Origin of the sequence: Minwuia sp. IMCC3060 (genome assembly GCF_029909435.1) — a bacterium.
Classification (GTDB): domain Bacteria; phylum Pseudomonadota; class Alphaproteobacteria; order Minwuiales; family Minwuiaceae; genus Minwuia.
The window spans coordinates 3,116,301-3,138,823 of the sequence record NZ_CP123782.1; the positions used below are offsets into that span (position 1 = coordinate 3,116,301).

Genomic DNA, 22,523 nt, shown 5'->3' on the forward strand with positions numbered 1-22,523 from the left:
AGTCCAAACGCGTCCTTGACCCAATCCATCATCACCTCCTGCATCTCGTTGCCGGAGGTGATGTTCCATCAATGTTCTCTTTGAGTCAACATGTGTTCTCAAACAAAATGAGAACATGTGGATTGTGTGGCCTGTTCCGTCCCTCTCCCCCTCCCGGCCACCCATTCAGGATGATCCCGTGGGTGGCCGGAGAGGGAGAGGGATGGAACAGACAGCCGATGGACTACAGCGCCGCCTCCGTGATCCGTCCCTCCGCCAGGGTCACGGCCCGGTCCATGCTGGCCGCGAGAGCCAGATTGTGGGTCGCCAGCAGCACGCCGATGCGCGACTCCCGGGCGATCTCGATCAGATGCGCGAACACCCGGTCCGCCGTTTTCGGGTCCAGGTTGCCGGTGGGCTCGTCCGCCAGCAGCACGCGGGGCAGGTTGGCCACGGCGCGGGCGATGGCAACGCGCTGCTGCTCGCCGCCCGAGAGCCGTGCCGGACGATGGCTGGCGCGCTCCGCAATGCCCAGCGTCTCCAGCAGTTCCGCCGCGCGCTGGCGCGCCACCGGCTTCGACTTTCCGGCAATCATCTGTGCCAGCATGATGTTCTCCACCGCCGAGAATTCCGGCAGCAGGTGGTGATACTGGTAGACGAAGCCGAGTGAGCTGCGCCGGGTCACGGTCCGCTCCGCCTCCGACATGCGGGCGCTGCTCTGACCGGCGATCAGCACGTCGCCCTGATCGGGACGCTCCAGCAGTCCGGCGATCTGCAGCAGGGTCGACTTGCCCGCACCCGAAGGGCCGACCAGCGCCACGATCTCACCGGGCCGCACATCCAGCGAGGCCCCGTCGAGCACGCGCAGTTCGCGTTCCCCCTGACGGAAGGTACGCCCGACGCCATCCAGCCTGAGCGCGATCTCACTCATAGCGCAGCGCCTCTACCGGATCGAGGCGGGCCGCCCGCCAGGCCGGATAGATGGTGGCGACGAAGGACAGGCCGAGTGCCATCAGCAGCACGCCGACCACCTCTCCCGTCTCCATCCGCGCCGGGATCTGCGACAGCCAGCGGATCTCCGGCGACCAGAGCACGGTGCCGGTCAGGCTTTCCAGGAACACCCGTATGGCGTCGATGTTGAGGCAGAAGACCACGCCCAGCGCGAAACCGGCCAGCGTGCCGACGACCCCGATGCTGGCCCCGGCGATCAGGAACACGCGCATCACCGACCCCCGCGCCGCGCCCATGGTGCGCAGGATTGCGATGTCACGCCCCTTGTCCTTCACCAGCATGATCATGCTGGAGATGATGTTGAAGGCGGCCACCAGGATGATCAGGGTCAGGATCAGGAACATCACGTTCCGCTCCACCTGCAGGGCGGCAACGAAGGACGCGTTGGCCCGCTGCCAGTCCACCACGCGGATTCCCTGGCCCGCGAACATGCCGTAGATGTCCCCGGCCCGCGCCGCCGCGTCATCGGCGCTGTCCAGCACCACCTCGATGCCCGTCACGCCATCGCCGGTGCGGAAATAGCGCTGCGCCTGCGGCAGGCCCATGAAGATGTAGCTGGAGTCATATTCGTACATGCCGACTTCGAACAGCGCGACGACCTGGTAGGTGGCGAGGCGCGGCACGAACCCCATCACCGTCGTCGTGCCCTTGGGCGAGATCAGAGTGACCTTGTCGCCGACACTCAGGCCGAAGCGCTCCGCCATCCGGGTACCGATCATGATGGTCGCCGGTTCGGCCAGCGCAGCGGCGGACCCGGCGCGCAGGTTGGTGGAGAGCGCCTTGTGCACCTCCAGATCCGCGACCGACAGTCCCCGCACCAGCGCGCCCCGCGCCTCGTTCCGGGCGGTGATCATGACCTGCCCCTCGACATAGGGCGCGGCCTGGACCACGCCCGGCAGTTCACCGATGCGGGCCGACATCACCTCGAAGTCCGTGATCGGCTCCTCGTAGGTCAGGACCGAGATATGGCCGTTCAGCCCCAGGATGCGGTCCACCAGTTCGGTGCGGAAACCGTTCATCACCGCCATGACGATGATCAGGGTCGCCACACCGAGCGCGATGCCCACCAGCGAGAACCAGGCAATGACGGAGATGAACCCCTCCGCCCGTCGCGCCCGCAGATACCGTACGGCGATCATCCATTCGAAGGCGTTGAACATGGTCCGGTTTCCTGTCTGCGTCTGCGGGTCAGCCTGAACGGAGCCGGTCGGTCAGCCCGGAAAGAGGCCTGTCGTCGCCGGGTCCAGCATGGTGCCCGCAACGATGTGTTCCAGCGCCGCGTCGGGTGCCAGGGCCTGCCGCTCGCCCTCCGAACGCCGCTTCACCTCGACCTGACCGTCCTTCAGGCCACGGGGACCGACCACCACCTGCCAGGGCAGGCCGATCAGATCCATGGTCGCGAACTTGGCCCCGGCACGCTCCCCCGTGTCGTCCACCAGAACGTCCAGACCGGCGCTCTGGAACTTCCGTTCCAGGTCCGCGCACATGGCATCGCAATCGGCGTCGCCCGCTTTCAGGTTGACGATACCGACATGGAACGGTGCCACCGAGTCCGGCCAGATGATCCCGTCGTCATCATGGCTCGCCTCGATGATGCCACCGACCAGCCGGGACACGCCGATGCCGTAGGAGCCCATGATGACGTCCCTGTCCACGCCGTCTGGCCCGGTCACGCTCAACCCCATGGGTTTGGAGTACTTGCTGCCGAAGTGGAAGATGTGGCCGATCTCGATGCCGCGCTGGCTGACCAGATCAGCCTCCGCCACCGGGCAGGTGTCCGGGTCGTGCATGTCGTCGGCGGCGGCATAGACGGAGGTCCATTGATCGACGATCGGCTGCAGGTCGGCGCGATAGTCCACGTCCTGGGGCACCGCCATCCGGATCAGGTCGCGATGGCAGAACACCTCCGACTCGCCCGTGTCCGCCAGGATGATGAACTCGTGGCTCAGGTCACCGCCGATGGGGCCGGTATCGGCGGCCATCGGAATGGCCTTCAGTCCCATCCGCTCGAAGGTCTTCAGGTAGGATACGAACATCCTGTTGTAGGCACGTTTCGAGCTCTCGAAGTCCAGATCGAAGGAATAGCCGTCCTTCATCAGGAACTCGCGCCCGCGCATGATGCCGAACCGGGGCCGCACCTCGTCGCGGAACTTCCACTGGATGTGGTAGAGCATCTGCGGCACATCGCGATAGGACTTGGCGGCGGCGCGGAAGATCTCCGTGATCTGCTCCTCGTTCGTCGGGCCGTAGAGCATCTCCCGCCCGTGGCGGTCCTTGATGCGCAGCATTTCCTTGCCGTAATCGTCATAGCGACCGGACTCGCGCCACAGTTCGGCGGGCTGGATCGTCGGCATCAGCACCTCGTGCGCGCCGGTACGGTTCTGCTCGTCGCGGACGATGGCCTCGATCTTCTTCAGCACCCGGTAGCCCAGCGGCAGCCAGGAATAGATCCCCGCGCTGGACTGGCGGATCATGCCGGCGCGCAGCATGAACCGGTGGGACGCGATCTGCGCCTCGTTCGGGGTTTCACGCAGGACGGGCAGAAAGAATTCGGAAAGCCGCATGGGCCATACTCCGTTGGTGGGAAACGGTCACAGGAACGAGGTTTGTAGGGTCTGGCGCGACATGATGCAATTCCGCAGGGTCGCGGGCGCTGGTATGGTGCGCCACTGATCTGGAATGGAGCCTTCGACGTGTCAGAAAATGCATGGTTCTCCGCCGACTATCGGCAGGCACGCGGGCGCTTCCTGGATGCCGCGGCAGACGTCGGCGCGCGGGTCGAGACCCACGAGAACCCGGTGCCGGGGCCGAACGGCGGGCCGCTGGCCACCGATGTCGCCTTCCTGGGTGACCCGCAGGCGGAAGCCGCGCTGCTCACCTTCTCCGGCACCCATGGTGCGGAAGGATTCTGCGGCTCCGGCGTGCAGGTCGGCTGGCTGGAAAGCGGTCTCTGGCGGGAAGTGCCGGATGGCATCGCCCAGATCCATGTGCATGGCATCAACCCCTTCGGCTTCGCCCACCTCTCCCGCACCACGGAAGATAATGTTGATCTGAACCGGAACTTTGTCGATTTCGCGGCGGGCGCACCGGTGAACGCGGGCTATGAGACAATCCACGACATCCTTTGCCCGAAGGTCTGGGATGACGAGGCGGAGACCCGGCTCGCGCAAGGCGTCGCGAAATATACCGAGGAGCATGGTTTCTGGGCGTTCCAGGAGGCGGCAACATCAGGCCAGCACACGCACCGGGATGGCATCTTCTTCGGCGGCACGGCCCCGAGCTGGTCACGGCTGACGGTCGCGCGTCTGCTCGCCACCCATTGCAGCACGCGCAGGCGACTGGCGGTGATCGACTATCACACCGGGCTTGGCCCGCGGGGATTCGGGGAGCGGATCGTGGATCACCTGCCCGACACGGCAGGCTATCAGCGCTGCCTCGACTGGTACGACAGCGACTGCGCCTCCCCCCACCTCGGCACCTCAGCCTCGGCAAAGCTGACCGGGCAGATGCTGGACGCCATCGAACACGGCCTGCCCCAGGTGGAGGTGACGGCCATCGCGCTGGAGTACGGCACCCAGCCGGAGAATCAGGTCATCAGCGCCCTGTGCGTCGACAACTGGCTGCGCTTCCACGGCGATGTGTCGTCACCGAAGGGCCGGGACATCAAGGCGCGGGTGCGCGAAGCCTTCTATCAGGACGCCCTGGACTGGAAGCAGGCCGTCTTCGAACGTGCCCTGGACACCCAGCGCCGCGCCATCCGGGGACTGCAGGGGTAGCCGAAACGCGCTTGCCGGCGCGACCCCGGGCACCCGGGAGTGCCGCACAAGCCTCGGAGACCGGGCTCGCGGATCACCTCCGCGAGCGTCGGAGTGAGGGTGGAGAGGACAACCGTACCTGGCCACCCCCATGACGCCGTGCCCGGGCTCGACCCGGGTACCCGGGAGTGCCTCACAAACGTCGGAGACTGGCGCTCGGGTTACCTCAGCGAGCGTCGGAAAAAGCGCGCAGCGGCACCTACATCCGACCGACACCGAAGCTGTTCGGCTGCAGCGGGCGACGGTCGCCTTCGCGGCAGATGTCGAGGCACATGCCGAGCAACCGGCGGCTGTCGCGGGGATCGATCAGGCCGTCATCGAACAGCCGCGCGGTGTTGTAGAGCGCCTGGCTTTCCTTGTCGAACTGGCTGACGATGCCGTCATACATCTTCTGGATCACGGCGTGATCGGGCTCAACGCCCTTCCGCTTCGCGCCCTGTTCGGCCACGATCTTCAGCACCGTCGCCGCCTGCTCACCGCCCATCACCGACATGCGGTAGTTGGGCCAGCCGAAGATGAAGCGCGGGCTGTAGGCCCGGCCGCACATGGCGTAGTTGCCGGCACCGAAGCTGGCCCCAACCATCAGCGTGATCTTCGGTACCCGCACGTTGGAGACGGCCTGGATCATCTTGGAGCCATGCTTGACCATGCCGCCGCGCTCCGACTCCGTGCCGACGATGAAGCCGGTGGTGTCGTGCAGGAAGACGATCGGCGTATCCGCCTGATCGCATAGCTGCATGAACTGCGCCGCCTTGGTGGCCCCGGCATTGTCGATGGGACCATTGTTGCCGACGATGCCGACGGCCATTCCCATGACCTCCGCGAAGCCGCAGACCGTGGCAGGGCCATAGTTGCTCTTGAAGTCCACGAAGTCCGATCCGTCCACCAGTCGCGCGATCAGTTCCCGCGCGTCGTAGGGGCGGCGATAGTCCGCAGGCACCAGTCCGCAGATCTCGTCCGGATCATACAGCGGCTCGCGCCAGGTCCGCGCAGGCTCCGGCGGCAGGCGGTCGTTCCAGCGCAGCTTGCCCATCACGTCGCGGGCCATGCGGATGCCATCGGCATCATCCTCCGCCATGAACTCGGACACGCCGGAGACCAGGCTGTGCATCTCCGCCCCGCCCAGATCCTCGTCCGTCGCAACCTCACCCGTCGCGGCATAGAGCAGTGGCGGACCGGCCAGGAAGACGCGGCTGCGCCCCTTCACCATGATCGTGTAGTCGGACATGCCGGGCACATAGGCCCCGCCCGCAGTGGAGGAGCCATGCACCACCGCGATCTGCGGAATGCCCATCGCCGACATCCGCGCCTGATTGTAGAAGCCGCGCCCGCCCTCCACGAAGATGTCGGACTGGTACTTCAGGTTGGCGCCACCTGATTCGATCAGGTTGATCTTGGGCAGCTTGTTCTCGTGACAGATCTCCTGCACTCGCAGGTTCTTCTTCAGACCCATGGGCGCGATGGTGCCGCCCTTGATGCCGCTGTCGGAGGCCGAGATCATGCAGCGGATGCCCTGCACATAGCCGATGCCGGCAATGGCACCGCCGCCCATGACGCTCTTGGAGCCGTCGTCGTCATGCATGCCGAGCCCGGCAAGCGTCGAAAGCTCCAGGAACGGCGAGCCCTTGTCGAGCAACTGGTCGATGCGCGCCCTGGGCGGCAACTGCCCGCGGGAGCGGAAGACATCGGCCTTCGCGTTCGATGTGTCGCGTACCTTCTGTTCCAGTGCGCGCACCGCCGCGATCATGCCCAGCATGTCGGCGCGATTGGCCTTGAAACTGTCACTGTTCGTCGAGATCTGAGATTGCAGAACGGCCAAGAGTCCCTCCCCGGATTGGCTGTCGGGGCAGGCTACAGGCTGTTGACGCAGGATTGAAGCATCCGTTCCGCCACCGGGGTCACGCCCGGCGCATGGCCGCCGTCAGCAGGCCCGCGCCGATCATTACCGAACCGCCGATCCGGTTGATCCAGCGCAGGGTCGAGACCTGCGTGATGTGGCGGCGCACCGACCCGGCGATCCAGGCATAGGCGGCGGCATTGATGACAGCCAGCGCCAGGAAGGTGCTGCCCAGGATCAGGAACTGCGGCAGCGCCGCCGCGGCCGGGTCCATGAACTGCGGCACGAAGGCAATGAAGAAGACGATGCCCTTCGGGTTCAGCGCCGTCACGATCCAGGCCTGACGGACAAGTTGCCTGCCGGTTGACGGCTGCACGTCGGTCAGGATCGACGGGTCCGCCTTCGCCCGCAGCAGACCGATACCAAGCCAGATCAGATAGGCCGCGCCAACGAACTTCAGCGCCGTGAACAGGGTCGCGGAGGCGGCAAGCACCGCGCCGAGACCGGCGAAGGAGACCACCATCGCGGTCACATCCCCAAGCCCGACACCGATCACCGACTTCATCGCCGCCGGTCGTCCCCGCGACAGGGCATTGGCCACCACCAGCATGACCGTCGGTCCCGGCAGCACGACCAGCAGGGCAGAGGCGAGAACATAGGCGAGATAGATGTCGAGGGACATGGGACCGGCTCCGTCGGGATCACTGGCGGGCAGTCATCCCTGCCCGGGCAGGAGCGTCAAGAGGCTAGTTGCTGCGGCCGGAAAGGCGACGGATCCTCAGTTCCCGGCCATCTGGCGCAGACCGATCTCGTCCATCTGGATCTGTTCGCGGCGATCGGCCGCGCGCCGGCGTTCGGCCTGCTTGCGCTCGATCAGGTTCTCGTAGCGCTTGGTCTCGCGGAAGGCTTCCGCCACCACATCGCGCAGGGCGTCGATCTGGGCGTCCACTTCCTGCATGGAGGCGGTGAGGGTTTCCTGCTGACGGCGGGCCGCGTTGACGAAGGCCCCGATGGTGGTTCCGGCCAGTGGATCGCTGACAGTCGCCGCCTTCTCCGCAGCGATACGCGCATCGATGCGGTCACAGCGCTCCTGCAGGTCCTCGCGCATGGCGTGCAGCTCGCCGATCTCGTGACGGCGGCGATCCAGTTCCAGCTTCGATACCTGCAGCAACTTGTCCAGCGTGCTCATGCCGCCAGGCCTCCCTGTTCAAGCAGTCCGGCGAGTTGTTCGAACCCGTCATGCAGATCGGCACGCTCCTCCTGCCGTTGCGACAGGAAGGCTTCGAGTGCCGGGTTATAGGTAATGGCCTGGTCGATGCGCGGGTCGGAGCCCCGACGATAGGCACCGATACGGATCATCTCGCCCATCTCCTCATAGGCGGCCAGCAGGTCACGGGCCTTCGACACCACTTCGCGCTGCTCCGGTGTCTGGCAGGCGGGCATGGTGCGGGAGATCGATTTCAGGATGTTGATGGCCGGATAGCGACCCCGTTCCGCGATCTGGCGTTCCAGCACGATGTGGCCGTCCAGGATGCCGCGCACCGCGTCGGCGATGGGTTCGTCATGATCCCCACCCTCCACCAGCACCGTGAACAGCGCCGTGATCGCTGCCCCGCCAATGCCGGGACCGGCCCGTTCCAGCAACTGCGGCAGTTCCGCAAAGACGGACGGCGTGTAGCCCTTGGAGGCAGGCGGTTCACCCGCCGACAGTCCGATCTCCCGCTGCGCCATGGCGAAACGGGTGATGCTGTCGATCATGCAGAGCACTTCCTGCCCCTGATCGCGGAAATATTCCGACAGGGTCAGCGTCAGATGCGCGGCCTGGCGGCGCATCAGCGCGGGTTCGTCGGAAGTGGAGACGACGACCACGGTCCGCGCCATGCCCTCCGGTCCCAGATTGTCCTCGATGAATTCCTTCACCTCGCGGCCCCTTTCCCCCACCAGACCGACCACGGCCACATCGCTTTCGGTGTAGCGTGCCAGCATCGACAGCATGACGGACTTGCCCACACCGGACCCGGCGAAGATGCCCATGCGCTGCCCGCGGCAGGTGGTCAGGAACGTGTTCATGGCACGGATGCCGAGGTCCATCGGCGCACCGACCCGGTCACGCAGGTGGGCCGAAGGCGGGCGGGCGCGCAGATAATAGCTCTGCCGGCCCTGCACCAGCGGCGGGCCGCCATCGATGGGGCGTCCCATGGCGTCAACGACACGGCCCAGCCAGGATGCATCGGGACGGATGCAGGGCTGTTCCGCACCGACGACCGCCTTGCAGCCGACACCCACGCCTTCCAGTTGGCCGAAGGGCATGGCAAGCGCGTGGTCGCCGCGGAATCCGACGATCTCTGCCTCCACCTGGCGACCGTCACGGGTCTCCAGCAGGACACGACCGCCGACGGAGAGCCGCCAGGCGATCCCGGCGACTTCGACCATCAGGCCCTGTACAGCGGCGACGCGGCCATATTCCTGCCGCGCGGGTATCTGTTCGAGTTCGGTCAGCAGTGTGCGCAAGGGAAATTCACCGGATGTGTCGTTGCTCGATCTCGACACCCAAGCTGACGCAACAGCCTTAATTTCCGGTGAACGGTACCCTCGGAATCAGAGAATGAATTTCGAAAGATCCGCGTTCTGGGCGAGATCGCCGATCCGGTCCCGCACGTAGGCATCATCGATCACGACAGTCTCACCGGCCTTGTCGCTGGCCGTGAAGCTGATTTCCTCCAGCACCTTCTCCAGGATCGTGTGCAGGCGGCGGGCACCGATGTTCTCGACACTTTCGTTCACCTTCACCGCCAGATCGGCCAGCGCGTCGATGGCGTCATCGCCGAAGGTCAGCGTCACCTCTTCCGTGCCCATCAGCGCCGTGTACTGGCGGATCAGGCTGGCCTCCGTCTCCGTCAGGATGCGCTTGAAGTCGGACTTGGTGAGCGGCAGCAACTCGACACGGATCGGCAGGCGCCCCTGCAGTTCAGGCAGCAGGTCCGACGGCTTCGCCACATGGAACGCGCCGGAGGCGATGAAAAGGATGTGGTCGGTCTTCACCGCGCCATGCTTGGTGGACACGGTCGTGCCCTCGATCAGCGGCAGCAGGTCGCGCTGCACCCCTTCCCGGCTCACGTCCGCGCCCTGACGGTCGGAGCGCGCGGTGATCTTGTCGATCTCGTCCAGGAAGACGATGCCATTGTCCTCCACGCGCCGGATCGCGTCCTGCACCACATCCTCGTCATCCAGCAGCTTGTCGGATTCCTCGGCGATGAGGACTTCATGGCTGTCGCCGACGGTCATGCGCCGGGGCTTGCCCTTGCCGCCGCCCATGGCCTTGCCGAGGATGTCGTTGAGATTCATCATGCCCATCTGCGCGCCCGGCTGGCCGGGAATGTCGAAGGTGGGCAGGCTGAAACCGCCGCCCGCATCACGCAGCTGCAGCTCGATCTCCTTGTCATCCAGATCGCCGTTGCGCAGCTTCTGGCGGAACTTCTCCCGCGTTTCGCGGCTGGCACCATCGCCGACCAGCGCGTCCAGCACACGTTCCTCCGCCGCCTGCTCGGCGCGGGCACGGACTTCCTTGCGCTTGCGTTCGCGGACCATGGTGATGGCGGTTTCCAGCAGGTCACGGACGATCTGCTCCACGTCACGTCCGACGTAGCCGACTTCGGTGAACTTCGTGGCCTCCACCTTCAGGAACGGCGCATGGGCCAGCTTGGCCAGCCGCCGCGAGATCTCCGTCTTGCCGACACCGGTCGGGCCGATCATCAGGATGTTCTTGGGCAGCACCTCGTCGCGCAGGTCGTCAGGCAACTGCTGGCGACGCCAGCGGTTGCGCAGCGCCACCGCAACGGCGCGCTTGGCGTCGTTCTGGCCAATGATGAAGCGGTCCAGTTCGTGGACGATCTCGCGCGGGCTGAAATCACTCATGGGGTTCAGGCACTCTCGATGATGACGTTTTCGTTGGTATAGACGCAGATGTCGGCCGCGACCTTCATGGCGCGGCGGGCAATCGCCTCCGCGTCCATGTCGTCGCGGTCGATCAGCGCCCGTGCGGCGGCCAGCGCGTAGTTGCCGCCGGAGCCGATGCCGATCAGCCCGTCCTCCGGCTCCAGCACATCGCCGGTACCGGTCAGGACCAGCGAAGTCTCCGCGTCCGCCACGGCCATCATGGCCTCCAGCCGCCGGAGATAGCGATCCGTGCGCCAGTCCTTGGCCAGTTCCACGGCGGCACGGGTGAGCTGGCCCGGATGCTGTTCCAGCTTCGCCTCCAGCCGTTCGAACAGGGTGAAGGCGTCGGCGGTGGCCCCGGCAAATCCGGCGACAATGTCGCCCTTGCCCAGCCTGCGGACCTTGCGCGCATTGGCCTTGATGACGGTCTGGCCGAGTGTGACCTGCCCGTCGCCGGCAATGACGACCTTGCCGCCCTTGCGCACGGAGAGAATGGTTGTGCCGTGCCAGGTGGCCGACTGCTCCTGATCCATGATCGCTCCCGAATTGAGGAAGAATGTGGCGACAGCCGTCAGGGCTGTCCGCCACCATGTATATTGTCTGCCGTACCGTTCAAGGCGGCGATGCCTGCCCGCGGCTCACCCGGGGGTGCTTGCGCCCGTCTCGCCCGGCGGGTTGGTGAAGGCGGCAAAGGACGGACTGTTCCAGACCTGACGGTACTGCTGCAGTGCCCAGGTGACACTCGGGAACGCCAGTTCATCCCACGGGATCTCGTCCCAGGCGAAGTAGCGAACCTCCAGTGATTCCGGTCCCGGTTTCACCTCCGGCGCATTCATCTCCGCGCAGTAGATCAGCTGCACCTGCGAAATCCGCGGGATGTTGTAGACCGCCAGCAGGTTGCCGATGCGTATGTCGGCATGGGCCTCCTCCATGGCCTCGCGCGCGGCCCCCTGTTCGGAACTCTCCCGCTCCTCCATGAAGCCGGCGGGGATGGTCCAGAAGCCGTGACGCGGCTCGATGGCGCGGCGGCACAGCAGGATCCGGTCATCCAGACGGCAGACAGCGCCGACGACGATCTTCGGATTCACATAGTGAACCCAGCCGCAATCGCCGCATACCATGCGTTCTCTGTTGTCGCCCTCCGGAACCCGGGTCGAGAACTGATCGGCGCCCGGCAGATGACTGGGAATGGTCAATGTAGATTTCTCCTGCTCCGCATCGTCCGACTTTGCGGTGAAGCGCCCCGGTATTTCAAGCATGATGGTCGCTCACCGGCACGCCCCATTTCGGGACAGTTCGCGGAAACTGAATCATTCTGAAACAGGTACCCTGTCCGAAAACAGGGCAACGGCACGCTGCGACCTGTTTGAGGCCGTTGAAATACAAAAGCAAATAACCCACACGTGTGTGGATCGTGAATTGCTTCGTCAGACCTGTTCGGTGCTTGTCACCACGTGATTTTGGCGCCGCAGCATTCCCTCATCGGCCGACCGCGACTGTCGGCGGCCGACACTCGACGGAGGTGTCCCCCTGGGACGCCTCCGTTTTTTCTTTCGGGATACCCGGGTCAGGTCAGCCTTCGTCCAGTCGCTGGATCTGGGCGCGGACATTGTCGTGCGCCTCCGATCCCGGCTGAAGCTGCCCCAGCAGACGCTGCCACTTCTCGCGTGCCGCATCATTGCGCCCGGCCTCCGCATCGGCACGGCCGAGGAACCAGAGTGCATCCGGGTTGTCGGCATCCAGCGCCAGCACCGCCTCGAACTGCTCGATCGCCGTGGCAGGCATCGGCCCCGGCCCGACCTGGGCCAGATAGGCGCCACCCAGCGACAGGCGTGCCTGCACGTCATTCGGATTCAGCCGAACGATATTGCCATAGGCTTCCGCCGCGCCTTCCTGATCCCCCAGCACGCCATAGGCGCGGGCCAGTCGGTTCCAGCCATCGGCGTCATCGGGATTGTCGGCCATGCGGTCGGCAAGGCGCTGCACCATGCCGCGAATCATGGCCTGACGGTCATCCGCCGACATTTCAGCCGCCGCACGCATCTGCTCGGCATCCGGTCCGCGGGTGCCCGCGATCGGGCCAGCGGCGGGCGGCGTCGACGGTGCTGCAGCAGATGGCGCGGGCGCGGAACCCGGCGCGGCAGCAACCGGCGCGGAGGGCGGTGCCCCCGCCGGTGCCGCAGGCAGGGTCGGCAGCGGATCAGGCAGGCTGATCTCCAGATCCCGGGCCACTTCCTCCAGCCGCGCGCGCAGCGCAGGCATCCAGGGCGCGTCGGCAGGGCTTTGGGCAGCCAGCGCCAGCCAGCCCTCGTAGGCGCCGCGCAGATTGCCCGCCTGCCCCATGGCCAGCGCCAGATAGAACTGCGCCCCGGGGTGACCGGGATCGATTTCGAGCGCCCGGCGGAATGCGCCCTGCGCCCGCTCCGTCACCACGCCCTGGCTGGCAAAGATGATGGTCTCCCCCAGTTGCATCTGGGCATTGGCATCGCCGAAACCTTCCGGCAGCGCAGCGGCGCGGGCATAGGCCTCCACCGCCTTGTCATAGGCCTCCATGACGCCATAGGAACGGCCCAGCAGCATCCAGCCATCGAAATCGGTCGGATCCTTCTCCAGCTTGTCGGACAGGCTTTCCACCATCTTCTCGATGGAGGCCAGCCCTTCCTGGCTGGCCGCAGCCTCAGCGCCACCGGCCTGCGCAACCTGCGTCCGGCCCGGTATCGCGCCCCGGTCGGCAAGCGGCTGGGAGGGCAGGTTGGGAGATCCCAGCACCATGTAGAGCGCGGCCGCAGCGGCCGGCAGGGCAATGGCCACGATCGCGCCGACAATGAAGCGGCTGTTGCCACCGTCCTGCGCCGCAGTCTCCGCATCGCGACCGGTCTGGATCATGCGCCGCTGGATCTCGACCCGCGCGGCCTCCGCCTCGGGTCCGGAAATCACCCCGCGTTCCGCATCGGCAGCCAGTTCATCCAGCTGCCGGCGATAGACCGAAAGATCGAAGTCACCGCGTCGCACGCCGGCATTGCCACCCCGTATCAGGGGCCGCAGCAGATAGACGGAAACGGCGAAAGTGATCAGGCCAACAGCAATCCAGAGGTTCATCTATGCTCAGCCCTGCTCTCGCATCAGTCGTTCAAGTTCGGCCTTCTCGGCCTCGGAAAGCGCCGTCTGTCCCAGCGCCCCGGACCGGGTCGAACGCCGCATCCGGATGAAGATCAGCCCGGCCCCGACCAGCAGGATCACGCCACCTCCCGCCCAGAGCAGGATCGTCTTGCGGTTCAGCGGCGGGTCCAGCAGCACCCAGTCGCCGTAACGGTCGATGAAGTACTGCCGCACCGCATCATTATCGTCCCCGGCGGCGATGCGTTCACGCACGATGGCCCGCATGTCCCCGGCCAGGTCCGCATGGCTCTCGGAAATCGCCTGGTTCTGGCAGACGAGGCAGCGGAATTCCCGCATCAGGTGCTGTGCCCGCGCCTCCTGCTCCGGGTCCGCAAGCGGCTTCTCCGTGAAGATGGCGAAGGCGGGCAGACTCAGGATCAGCAACGCCGCGCCGATCAGTGTCGCAAGGGCGGAGCGGCTCACTTCTGCATCTCCGCGATCAGGGGCAGCAGTTCCTTCTGCAGGATCTGCGGTGTGATCGGCCCGGTGATCTTGCGCACGATGATACCCTCGCCATTGACGATGAAGGTTTCCGGCACGCCGTAGACACCGAAATCAATGCCGACACGCCCGTTCAGGTCAGAGCCGATCCGATCGTAGGGGTCCCCGAAATTGCGCAGCCAGTTCAGCGCCGCCTGCGGCTGGTCCTTGTAGTTCAGACCATAGATCGGAACCGTTCCGTTGCGTTTCAGCTCCATCAGCAGCGGATGCTCCACCCGGCAGGCCACGCACCAGGATGCGAAGACATTCACCAGTTGCACGGGCTGGGTGAGGTCGCTGGTGGCGAGACCGTGTTCCTTGCCCGGCAGCGGCGCCAGATCGAAGGCAGGCGCGGGCTTGTCGATCAGGACCGAATAGATCTCCGACGGGTCCAGCGACAGGCCGCGGAAGAGGAACACACCGATCACGACGAAGGCGGCAACCGGTATCAGGGCAAACAGCAGCCCGGTGCGGGTCCGACGCCGCGACGGCGTCTCGCCACCCTGTTCAGCACTGTCGGTCATGTCCGGCTCCCCGCTCAATCGCCCGCACCGGCGGCGGCAAGCGCCCCGCTGTCGCGATCAGTGTCCGCCGCCTCCGCCGGTTTCCGGGCAGGTGCGCCGATCCGGTGGCGACGGTCGCTGAGAGAGATCATGCCGCCGATCATCATGGCCAGCGTGCCGAGCCAGATCCAGATCACCATCGGCTTGTAGTACAGCCGCACGGCATAGCCACCCTGACCATCCCCTTCACCCACGACGGTATAGAGGTCACCGGCCAGCGTGGTGCGGATCGCAGCCTCCGTCGTTTCCATTGGCGGATTGGTGAAGGTCCGGGCCTCCGGCTGCAGGATCGTCACCGGCTGGCCGTTGCGGGTGACCGCAAAGGTTCCGGCCAGCGACGAATAGTTCGGACCAGGCAGCCGCTCCGCGCCGACGAAGGTCAGTTCGAAATCGCTGACGGTCTGCACGTCGCCGGGGCGCATGAAGACCTGCTTCTCTTCCTGCCAGGCTTCCGACGCGGTGATGCCGAAGACGGTCAGGGCCACGCCCAGATGCGCCACCGACATGCCGTAGGATGCGCGCGGCAGCCCGGTGGCACGTCGCCAGCTGTCAGCGATGTCCCAGCGGAACAGCCTGACCCGCTCCGCCCATTCGCGGAACACGCCCAGCGACAGCCAGGCCACCAGTGCGAAGCCGAGCACCGCCAGCGGCATCACGTTCCAGGCGTACCAGGCCATGCCCAGTCCGACGAGAACGGCAATCGCCGCCACGAACTTCAGCCGCCCCATGACCCCGGCCAGATCACCCCGCTTCCATGCCAGCATCGGCCCGATCGCCAGCGCGGCGATCAGCGGCGTCATCAGCGGCACGAAGACCGCATTGAAATAGGGCGGGCCGACCGAGACCTTCTCCTCCGCAACCGCATCGAGGAACAGCGGGTAGAGCGTCCCCAGCAGCACGGTGAAACAGGCGGTGGAGAGCAGCAGGTTGTTGAGCACAAGCGTACCCTCCCGGCTGATCGGCCGGAACAGTCCGCCACCCTTCAGCGATGGCGCACGAATGGCATAGAGCGTCAGCGATCCGCCGACCACGAAGACCAGGAACGCCAGGATGAAGACGCCGCGCGCCGGATCGGAGGCGAAGGCATGGACGGAATTCAGCACGCCGGAGCGGACCAGGAAGGTCCCCAGCAGCGAGAGCGAGAAGGCCAGGATCGCCAGCAGCACGGTCCAGCTCTTCAGTGCATCACGCTTCTCCACCACGATGGAGGAATGCAGCAGCGCGGTTGCCGCCAGCCAGGGCATGAAGGACGCGTTCTCCACCGGATCCCAGAACCACCAGCCACCCCAGCCAAGCTCGTAATAGGCCCAGTAGCTGCCGAGCGCGATACCCGCGGTCAGGCAGCACCAGGCGGCAAGGGTCCAGGGCCGCACCCAGCGCGCCCAGGCGGGATCGACGCGCCCTTCGATCAGGGCGGCGACGGCGAAGGAGAAGGCCACCGACAACCCGACATAGCCAAGATAGAGGAACGGCGGATGGATCGCCAGCGCCGGATCCTGCAGCAGCGGATTGAGGCCCGCGCCCTCGAACGGCGCCGGATCAAGCCGGGCAAAGGGATTGGAGGTGAACAGGATGAAGGCCAGGAAGCCGACACCGATCATGGCCTGCACCGACAGCACCCGCGCCTGCAGGGTCGGCGGCAGGTTCTGGCCGAACTGCGCCACGGCGGCCCCGAACAGGGTCAGGATCAGGATCCAGAGCAGCAGGGAGCCCTCGTGATTCCCCCAGACGCCGCTGATCTTGTAGATCATGGGCTTCAGGGAATGGCTGTTCTCGAAGACATTCACCACCGAGAAATCGGAGGCGATGAAGCTGGTCATCAGGCAGCCGAAGGCAAAGAGCACCAGCAGGAACTGCGCCCGCGCCGCCACGGGCGCAACCCCCATCCAGGCGGCATCGCGGCGATAGGCGCCGATCTGGGGCACGATGGCCTGCACCACCGCGACCAGGATCGCGAGGACCAGTGCATACTGGCCGAGTTCGGGTGCCATCAGCTGTCTCCGCCTTCAGGTTTGAAATGTCCGGATTTCTTCAGCGCGTCAGCGACTTCCGGCGGCATGTAGTTCTCGTCATGCTTGGCCAGGACTTCCTGCGCCTCGAAGGTGCCGCCCGCGTTCAGGGTGCCGAGCGCGATCACCCCCTGCCCTTCGCGAAACAGGTCCGGCAGGATCTTGTCGTAGGAGATGGTGAGGGAATGCGCCCCGTCGGTCACGCGGAAGGTGGTGACGATCCCCTCGCTGCTGACCGATCCATCCTCGACCAGTCCACCGACACGGAACCGCTTGCCTTCAGGGAAGCCGCTCTCGGCCACCTGCGAGGGGCTGCGGAAGACGTCCAGTTCCTCGTTCAGCGCAAACAGCGCGAACCCGATTGCCGCCCCGATGAACACGAGGCCGGTGATGACGATCAGAAGTCGCTGGCGTTTTGGCCTCATTCGGCGTCTGCCTTTCTGCGGCGGCGGCGGGGGCTGAGTTGTTCGATGGCCTGGACTTCACGTGCGGCGGATCGCGCGGCGGCGATGCTCTGAATCAGCAGGCCGATCATCAGTACCGCACCGACGCCCCAGGATGTCCAGACGAAGAAGCCGTAGCCGCCCATGGAAAGAAATTCACTCATGCTGCCCCCCCAACTCATTCCGCGGCCTGCATCGCCGCGTGGCGGTCAGCCTGCGCGAGGCGCAGCATCCGGGTGCGGCGCATGTGGATCTCGGCGCGGACGCGATAGATCAGCACTGTCAGGTAATAGGCCCCGAACCCGACGATCATCAGCAACAGTGGCCAGAGCAGGGACGCATGGATCTTCGGCCCCGACATGGTGATCAGGCTGGCGGGCTGGTGCAGCGTGTTCCACCATTCGACGGAGAACTTGATGATCGGCAGGTTGATCGCACCGACCAGCGCCAGGATCGCGGCGGCGCGGGCGGCCTTGGTCTGGTCGTCGAAGGCCTGCCAGAGCGCCATGTAGCCCAGATAGATGAACAGCATGATCAGCATGGAGGTCAGGCGCGCGTCCCAGACCCACCAGGTCCCCCACATGGGCTTGCCCCAGAGCGAGCCGGTCAGCAGGCAGATGAAGCAGAAGGTGGCACCGATGGGAGCGCTGGCCTTGGCGATCAGGTCGGCGACCGCATGACGCCAGATCAGGGCAATGGCGCTGGCGATGGCCATACCTGCGTAGACGCCCATGGACATCATCGCGGCCGGCACATGAATGAACATGATCCGCACCGTGTCGCCCTGCTGGTAATCGGGCGGCGCGAAGAACAGGCCCCACACCAGGCCCGCGCCCAGGCACAACGCAGCGACGGCCGCGCTGAACGGCAGCACGGCGGCGGCAAGGCGCAAAAAGCGCGTGGGGTTGGCAAACCTGTGCATGTCGCTCCTCAAGCTGGGGCGAAAACCGCGAATTCCAAGGTGACGGTCGTCGCAGTACGGCTCTGATTTCTCACAGGAACCTAGTCCAAGGCAAGTTTCAGTGCCCACGCTGCGGCGATCGGCGCGATCACGATTGCGCCAGACAGGATGGCCGATAGAAAAAGCATATGAGCGGAATAGGAGAACCCTTGCGCCGCTGCCTCCGCGGCACTGACGCCAAAGATCAGCACCGGGATGTAGAGCGGTGTCACGATCAGGGTCAGCAGCACCCCGCCACGCCGGACACCGACCGTCAGTGCCGCCCCGATGGCCCCGATCAGACTGAGGATCGGTGTCCCGAGCAACATGGCCGCGATCAGGGCACCATAGGCATCCGGCGAGAGCTGCATCAGCAGGCCCAGCAGCGGCGCGGCCAGCGTCAGCGGCAGGCCCGTCGTCAGCCAGTGGGCGATGGTCTTGGCCAGCACCACGAGCGACAGCGGCAGCGGCAGCAGGGCGAGCTGGTCCAGGCTGCCATCTTCCAGATCCGCCTGGAACATGCGGTCCAGCGACAGCAGCACCGACAGCAGCGCCGCGACCCAGATGGTTCCGGCGGCGATTCGCTCCAGCGTCTCCGGTGCCGGACCGACCCCCAGCGGAAACAGGCTGACCACCAGCACGAAGAAGGTGATGGACAGCAGGCTGCCCCCGCCCTGCCGACGGGCCAGCAGAAGGTCACGGCGGATCAGCATCAGGAACGTGCGGCTCACCACGCGTCCTCCCTGTCACCGTCCATCTCGTCGTCCAGGTCCGTATCGAGGTCCGCATCCACGGGCGGCACGATCTCCAGCACGCTGCCCGGCTGCCCCGGCAGGTCCGCATGGGTGGCGGCGATGACCATGCCGCCTGCATCGCGATGCGCATCGACGACGACACCCAGTTGCGCGATGGCCCCCGTATCCAGCGCGGTCAGCGGTTCATCCAGCAGCCAGAGACTTGCAGGCGACATCAGCAGCCGTGCAAGGGACACCCGGCGACGCTGGCCTGCCGACATGTAACGCACCGGCAGGTCAGCCAGTTCCGCGATGCCGAAACTGCCCAGCGCCGCGACCGCATCCCGGTCGGACGCCCCCCGCAGGCGGGCGAACAGCTCGAGATTCTCGGTGGCCGTCAGCGCCGTCTTCAGCCCGTCCTGGTGCCCGGCATAGATCAGGTCGGCCAGGAAAGCCTCCCGGTCCCGGCCCACTTCCGCGCCCTTCCAGTGCAGGCTGCCGGCAAAGGGCGCGACGAGACCGGCGATCATGCGGATCAGGGTGGACTTGCCCGCGCCGTTGCGACCGGTGAGCTTCAGCAGCCCGCCATTGTCGAGTTCGAAGCCGACACCGGCAAAGATCAGCCGCTCCCCCCTGAGTGCGGCGAGATCCCGGCCCTGCAGCAGCGGCGCCTCAGCCATCGGCGGTCAGATCTCGCGACGGCGGGTCATTTCCGCGCCGACACTCTCCACATCGCCGAAGACGTCCAGCTTCTCGATCCGCAGGACGGCCTCGATCACGCGCGGGTCCTCCACCACCATCTCCAGCACCGCATCGCCCAGCGTCTCCACCAGGTCGATATGGCCGCGATCGACGATGTCCTTGATGTTGTTGATCAGGTCCTCGTAGGAGACCACGCCGTCGATGCCGGGGGTGTCCACGTCGCGCAGGGTCTCGACATCCAGGTTGAGCCGCACCCTCTGTTTCCGCCCGATCTCGTGATCATGGATCCCGATTTCCATGGCCAGAACCAGGTCGCGTACGAAGATCCTGTAACTGTCCGACACGGTTCATCCTCCGGCAGCGGGTTGCGCGGGTGAGGTAGCCACCCCGCCGCCTCAGCGTCAAGCGGCACTTGCCCCGGCGCGTGACCAACAGTACAGGTCACGCATGAACGATGAAACGCCCTGCCGCCTCTACCTGATCACCCCGCCGCAACTGGACCCGGATGCGTTCGCGGACACGTTGGCCACCGCCCTGGACGGGGGCGATGTCGCCTGCCTGCAGCTTCGGCTGAAGGATGTGGATGACGACACAATCCGCCGCGCCATCGAGAGGCTGATGCCGGTGGCGCAGGCCCGCGATGTCGCCTTCATCGTCAACGATCGCCCCGACCTCGCCGCCGAATTCGATGCCGACGGCGTGCATGTGGGCGGAGACGACGCGCCCTACGAGACCGCGCGGGCCACCGTCGGCAGCAACGCCATCGTCGGTGTCAGCTGCTACGATTCGCGCCAGCTCGCGATGGAGGCAGCGGATGCCGGGGCCGACTATGTCGCCTTCGGTGCCTTCTTCCCCACCACCACCAAGGTGCCGAAGTCACAGGCGACGGTGGACATGCTGGAGATCTGGTCCGCGATGACCACCGTGCCCTGCGTCGCCATCGGCGGCATCACCGTCGACAACTGCCCCCCGCTGGTCGCCGCCGGCGCCGACTTCCTGGCCGTCGTCAACGGCGTCTGGAACCACCCGGACGGCCCCGCTGAAGCGGTGGCGGCGTTCAACCGGGTGTTCGCGGGCGGCTGACCTACTCCACCGTCACCGACTTGGCGAGATTGCGGGGCTGGTCGACGTCCGTGCCTTTCAGTACCGCGACGTGGTAGGCGAGGAGCTGCACCGGGATCGAGTAGAGGATCGGGGCGACGAAGGGGTCGGCCATGGGGATCTCGACGGTGTGGGCGGCGTCGCTGCCGACTTCCGCCAGGCCCTTGGCGTCGGACAGGAAGACCACCCGCCCGCCGCGCGCCATGACTTCGCGCATGTTGGAGATGGTCTTGTCGAACCACTTGTCGGTGGGCGCGATCACGATCACCGGCACCAGTTCGTCGATCAGGGCGATGGGGCCGTGCTTCATCTCGCCGGAGGCATAGCCCTCCGCGTGGATGTAGGAGATTTCCTTCAGCTTCAGCGCGCCCTCCAGCGCGATGGGGTAGCCGGGACCACGCCCCAGATACAGCACGTCCCGCGCCTCGAAGATGCTCTGCGCCAGGTCGCGGATGGTGTCGTCGTGGTTCAGCACCTCCGACACCATGGCCGGCACATGGGCGATGGCCGCTGACAGGCGGTCTTCCTCCGCCTCGTCAATGGCGCCACGGGCACGGGCGGTGGCGATCACCAGGCAGGCGAGCGTCGCGAGCTGGCAGGTGAAGGCCTTGGTGGAGGCCACGCCGATCTCCGGCCCCGCCAGGGTCGGCAGCACCAGGTCAGCCTCCCGTGCGATGGAGCTTTCCGGCACATTGACGATTGCCGCGATGTGCTGGCCGTTGGCCTTGGCGTACTGCAGCGCCGCCAGGGTATCGGCGGTCTCGCCCGACTGGCTGATGAAGATGGCGAGGCCCCCCTCCGGCAGCGGGGCTTCCCGATAGCGGAACTCGGAGGCCACATCGACCTCCACCGACAGCCGCGCCACGCTCTCGAACCAGTATTTCGCCACCATGGCGGCATAGAAGGAGGTGCCGCAGGCAATGATCGTCACCTTGGTCACCGTCGCCATGTCGAACGGCATCGGCGGCATGTGGATCTCGCCCGTCGCCGGGTTCAGGTAGCTGTGCAGCGTGTCGCCGATCACGGCGGGCTGCTCGAAGATCTCCTTCATCATGAAGTGGCGGTGGTTGCCCTTGCCGATCATCGCGCCGGAAATGGCCGATTGCTTGATCTCCCGCTTCACCGGATTGTCGTCGGCGTCGAAGAAGCTGGCGCTCTCATTGTGCAGGACGACGTAGTCGCCTTCCTCAAGGTAGCTGATGCGGTTGGTCATGGGTGCCAGCGCCATGGCGTCGGAGCCCAGGAACATCTCGCCATCGCCATAGCCGACGGCCAGCGGGCTGCCGCGCCGGGCGCCGATCATCAGCCCCTCGTGACCGGCGAAGATGATGGCCAGCGCGAAGGCGCCTTCCAGCCGCTTCAGGGCGCGCGCGACCGCCTGCTGCGGGTCGTCGCCATCGTTCAGGTGGCGCGTGATCAGATGTGCCACGATCTCGGTGTCGGTCTCGGAGGCAAAGACGGAGCCTGCGGCCTTCAGTTCCGCCGCCAGTTCCCGGTAGTTCTCGATGATGCCGTTGTGGACCAGCGCGACCTTGTCCGTGGCGTGGGGATGGGCATTGGTCTCGTTCGGAATGCCGTGGGTGGCCCAGCGGGTGTGGCCGATGCCGATGACGCCATCCAGCGGATGGTCGCGCACCACATTCTCCAGATTGACCAGCTTGCCCTCGGCCCGGCGGCGGTCGATTCCGCCGTCCACCAGGGTCGCGATACCCGCCGAGTCATAGCCCCGGTATTCGAGACGGCGCAGACCCTCGACCAGACGACCCGCAACCTCGGCTCCACCGACAACACCAACAATTCCACACATGGCCTGA

Annotated in this window: 23 protein-coding genes; 2 read left to right on the forward strand and 21 right to left on the reverse strand. The window is 65.9% G+C overall.

What is annotated here, in order from left to right; genetic code table 11:
- Positions 1-223 precede the first annotated feature (223 nt).
- Genes QGV54_RS14670 through proS form a run of 3 tightly spaced genes read right to left on the reverse strand, consistent with a single transcriptional unit; the run spans position 224 to position 3,554 of the window.
- Entirely contained in the window at positions 224-910 is a 687-nt protein-coding gene (locus QGV54_RS14670) for an ABC transporter ATP-binding protein (RefSeq protein WP_281016095.1), read from the reverse strand.
- Positions 903-2,150 (reverse strand): lipoprotein-releasing ABC transporter permease subunit, encoded by a 1,248-nt coding sequence (locus tag QGV54_RS14675; RefSeq protein WP_281016094.1) that lies wholly within the window; start codon positions 2,148-2,150, stop codon positions 903-905. The genes QGV54_RS14670 and QGV54_RS14675 overlap by 8 nt, the downstream gene beginning before the upstream one ends.
- A gap of 51 nt (positions 2,151-2,201) precedes the next feature.
- Positions 2,202-3,554: a proline--tRNA ligase gene (gene proS, locus QGV54_RS14680; protein WP_281016093.1), complete on the reverse strand. Its 1,353-nt coding sequence runs from the start codon at positions 3,552-3,554 to the stop codon at positions 2,202-2,204.
- 129 nt (positions 3,555-3,683) lie between these two features.
- Between proS and QGV54_RS14685 the strand changes: the two genes are divergently transcribed.
- A complete protein-coding gene (locus QGV54_RS14685) occupies positions 3,684-4,766 on the forward strand; it encodes a M14 family metallopeptidase (RefSeq protein ID WP_281016092.1) in 1,083 nt (360 codons plus the stop codon).
- Positions 4,767-5,004: 238 nt separating this feature from the next.
- On the opposite strand, the gene QGV54_RS14690 is transcribed toward QGV54_RS14685, so the two are convergent.
- The 17 genes from QGV54_RS14690 to QGV54_RS14770 all read right to left on the reverse strand — a co-directional run bounded on the left by QGV54_RS14690 (position 5,005) and on the right by QGV54_RS14770 (position 19,952).
- Positions 5,005-6,624 (reverse strand): carboxyl transferase domain-containing protein, encoded by a 1,620-nt coding sequence (locus QGV54_RS14690; RefSeq protein ID WP_281016091.1) that lies wholly within the window; start codon positions 6,622-6,624, stop codon positions 5,005-5,007.
- Positions 6,625-6,703: 79 nt separating this feature from the next.
- Positions 6,704-7,324 (reverse strand): LysE family translocator, encoded by a 621-nt coding sequence (locus QGV54_RS14695; RefSeq protein ID WP_281016090.1) that lies wholly within the window; start codon positions 7,322-7,324, stop codon positions 6,704-6,706.
- A 96-nt stretch (positions 7,325-7,420) separates the two neighbouring features.
- Positions 7,421-7,831: a flagellar export protein FliJ gene (gene fliJ / locus QGV54_RS14700; RefSeq protein ID WP_281016089.1), complete on the reverse strand. Its 411-nt coding sequence runs from the start codon at positions 7,829-7,831 to the stop codon at positions 7,421-7,423.
- Entirely contained in the window at positions 7,828-9,153 is a 1,326-nt protein-coding gene (fliI, locus tag QGV54_RS14705) for a flagellar protein export ATPase FliI (protein ID WP_281016088.1), read from the reverse strand. Before fliI ends, fliJ begins: the two co-directional genes overlap by 4 nt.
- A gap of 87 nt (positions 9,154-9,240) precedes the next feature.
- The gene (gene hslU / locus QGV54_RS14710; protein ID WP_281016087.1) at positions 9,241-10,557 is read right to left on the reverse strand and encodes an ATP-dependent protease ATPase subunit HslU; all 1,317 of its coding nucleotides are present in this window, start codon (positions 10,555-10,557) and stop codon (positions 9,241-9,243) included.
- Positions 10,558-10,562: 5 nt separating this feature from the next.
- Positions 10,563-11,111, reverse strand: coding sequence for an ATP-dependent protease subunit HslV (gene hslV, locus QGV54_RS14715; RefSeq protein ID WP_281016086.1), 549 nt, complete (start codon positions 11,109-11,111; stop codon positions 10,563-10,565).
- A 105-nt stretch (positions 11,112-11,216) separates the two neighbouring features.
- Positions 11,217-11,837 carry an NUDIX hydrolase gene (locus QGV54_RS14720; RefSeq protein ID WP_281016085.1) on the reverse strand — a complete coding sequence of 207 codons (621 nt, stop codon included), beginning with the start codon at positions 11,835-11,837 and terminating at the stop codon, positions 11,217-11,219.
- A 313-nt stretch (positions 11,838-12,150) separates the two neighbouring features.
- Positions 12,151-13,677 carry a c-type cytochrome biogenesis protein CcmI gene (gene ccmI, locus QGV54_RS14725; RefSeq protein WP_281016084.1) on the reverse strand — a complete coding sequence of 509 codons (1,527 nt, stop codon included), beginning with the start codon at positions 13,675-13,677 and terminating at the stop codon, positions 12,151-12,153.
- A gap of 6 nt (positions 13,678-13,683) precedes the next feature.
- Entirely contained in the window at positions 13,684-14,160 is a 477-nt protein-coding gene (locus tag QGV54_RS14730) for a cytochrome c-type biogenesis protein (protein WP_281016082.1), read from the reverse strand.
- Positions 14,157-14,741, reverse strand: coding sequence for a DsbE family thiol:disulfide interchange protein (locus tag QGV54_RS14735; protein WP_281016081.1), 585 nt, complete (start codon positions 14,739-14,741; stop codon positions 14,157-14,159). Before QGV54_RS14735 ends, QGV54_RS14730 begins: the two co-directional genes overlap by 4 nt.
- 14 nt (positions 14,742-14,755) lie before the next feature.
- A complete protein-coding gene (locus tag QGV54_RS14740; protein ID WP_281016080.1) occupies positions 14,756-16,771 on the reverse strand; it encodes a heme lyase CcmF/NrfE family subunit in 2,016 nt (671 codons plus the stop codon).
- Complete coding sequence (ccmE, locus tag QGV54_RS14745) at positions 16,771-17,214, reverse strand: cytochrome c maturation protein CcmE (protein ID WP_281016079.1); 444 nt, start codon at positions 17,212-17,214, stop codon at positions 16,771-16,773. The genes QGV54_RS14740 and ccmE overlap by 1 nt, the downstream gene beginning before the upstream one ends.
- Positions 17,211-17,396 (reverse strand): heme exporter protein CcmD, encoded by a 186-nt coding sequence (gene ccmD / locus QGV54_RS14750; protein ID WP_281016078.1) that lies wholly within the window; start codon positions 17,394-17,396, stop codon positions 17,211-17,213. Before ccmD ends, ccmE begins: the two co-directional genes overlap by 4 nt.
- A gap of 14 nt (positions 17,397-17,410) precedes the next feature.
- A complete protein-coding gene (locus QGV54_RS14755; RefSeq protein WP_281016077.1) occupies positions 17,411-18,154 on the reverse strand; it encodes a heme ABC transporter permease in 744 nt (247 codons plus the stop codon).
- Between the two features lie 80 nt (positions 18,155-18,234).
- Positions 18,235-18,885 (reverse strand): heme exporter protein CcmB, encoded by a 651-nt coding sequence (gene ccmB / locus QGV54_RS14760; RefSeq protein ID WP_348637691.1) that lies wholly within the window; start codon positions 18,883-18,885, stop codon positions 18,235-18,237.
- A gap of 14 nt (positions 18,886-18,899) precedes the next feature.
- On the reverse strand, positions 18,900-19,586 hold the full coding sequence (ccmA, locus tag QGV54_RS14765) for a cytochrome c biogenesis heme-transporting ATPase CcmA (RefSeq protein ID WP_281016075.1): 687 nt from the start codon (positions 19,584-19,586) through the stop codon (positions 18,900-18,902).
- Between the two features lie 6 nt (positions 19,587-19,592).
- The gene (locus QGV54_RS14770; protein WP_281016074.1) at positions 19,593-19,952 is read right to left on the reverse strand and encodes a dihydroneopterin aldolase; all 360 of its coding nucleotides are present in this window, start codon (positions 19,950-19,952) and stop codon (positions 19,593-19,595) included.
- Positions 19,953-20,055: 103 nt separating this feature from the next.
- Between QGV54_RS14770 and thiE the strand changes: the two genes are divergently transcribed.
- Complete coding sequence (thiE, locus tag QGV54_RS14775) at positions 20,056-20,691, forward strand: thiamine phosphate synthase (protein WP_281016073.1); 636 nt, start codon at positions 20,056-20,058, stop codon at positions 20,689-20,691.
- 1 nt (position 20,692) lies between these two features.
- Here the strand turns inward: thiE and glmS are convergent, their stop codons facing one another.
- Entirely contained in the window at positions 20,693-22,516 is a 1,824-nt protein-coding gene (glmS, locus tag QGV54_RS14780) for a glutamine--fructose-6-phosphate transaminase (isomerizing) (protein WP_281016072.1), read from the reverse strand.
- Positions 22,517-22,523 lie beyond the last annotated feature (7 nt).

Excerpts from the sequence above, each read along its gene's own strand:
- QGV54_RS14670 (WP_281016095.1), bottom strand. The coding sequence starts at position 910 with ATGAGTGAGATCGCGCTCAGGCTGGATGGCGTCGGGCGTACCTTCCGT.
- QGV54_RS14675 (WP_281016094.1), bottom strand. The coding sequence starts at position 2,150 with ATGTTCAACGCCTTCGAATGGATGATCGCCGTACGGTATCTGCGGGCG.
- proS (WP_281016093.1), bottom strand. The coding sequence starts at position 3,554 with ATGCGGCTTTCCGAATTCTTTCTGCCCGTCCTGCGTGAAACCCCGAAC.
- QGV54_RS14695 (WP_281016090.1), bottom strand. The coding sequence starts at position 7,324 with ATGTCCCTCGACATCTATCTCGCCTATGTTCTCGCCTCTGCCCTGCTG.
- fliJ (WP_281016089.1), bottom strand. The coding sequence starts at position 7,831 with ATGAGCACGCTGGACAAGTTGCTGCAGGTATCGAAGCTGGAACTGGAT.
- hslU (WP_281016087.1), bottom strand. The coding sequence starts at position 10,557 with ATGAGTGATTTCAGCCCGCGCGAGATCGTCCACGAACTGGACCGCTTC.
- hslV (WP_281016086.1), bottom strand. The coding sequence starts at position 11,111 with ATGGATCAGGAGCAGTCGGCCACCTGGCACGGCACAACCATTCTCTCC.
- QGV54_RS14720 (WP_281016085.1), bottom strand. The coding sequence starts at position 11,837 with ATGCTTGAAATACCGGGGCGCTTCACCGCAAAGTCGGACGATGCGGAG.
- ccmI (WP_281016084.1), bottom strand. The coding sequence starts at position 13,677 with ATGAACCTCTGGATTGCTGTTGGCCTGATCACTTTCGCCGTTTCCGTC.
- QGV54_RS14735 (WP_281016081.1), bottom strand. The coding sequence starts at position 14,741 with ATGACCGACAGTGCTGAACAGGGTGGCGAGACGCCGTCGCGGCGTCGG.
- QGV54_RS14740 (WP_281016080.1), bottom strand. The coding sequence starts at position 16,771 with ATGGCACCCGAACTCGGCCAGTATGCACTGGTCCTCGCGATCCTGGTC.
- ccmE (WP_281016079.1), bottom strand. The coding sequence starts at position 17,214 with ATGAGGCCAAAACGCCAGCGACTTCTGATCGTCATCACCGGCCTCGTG.
- ccmD (WP_281016078.1), bottom strand. The coding sequence starts at position 17,396 with ATGAGTGAATTTCTTTCCATGGGCGGCTACGGCTTCTTCGTCTGGACA.
- QGV54_RS14755 (WP_281016077.1), bottom strand. The coding sequence starts at position 18,154 with ATGCACAGGTTTGCCAACCCCACGCGCTTTTTGCGCCTTGCCGCCGCC.
- ccmB (WP_348637691.1), bottom strand. The coding sequence starts at position 18,885 with ATGCTGATCCGCCGTGACCTTCTGCTGGCCCGTCGGCAGGGCGGGGGC.
- ccmA (WP_281016075.1), bottom strand. The coding sequence starts at position 19,586 with ATGGCTGAGGCGCCGCTGCTGCAGGGCCGGGATCTCGCCGCACTCAGG.
- thiE (WP_281016073.1), top strand. The coding sequence starts at position 20,056 with ATGAACGATGAAACGCCCTGCCGCCTCTACCTGATCACCCCGCCGCAA.
- glmS (WP_281016072.1), bottom strand. The coding sequence starts at position 22,516 with ATGTGTGGAATTGTTGGTGTTGTCGGTGGAGCCGAGGTTGCGGGTCGT.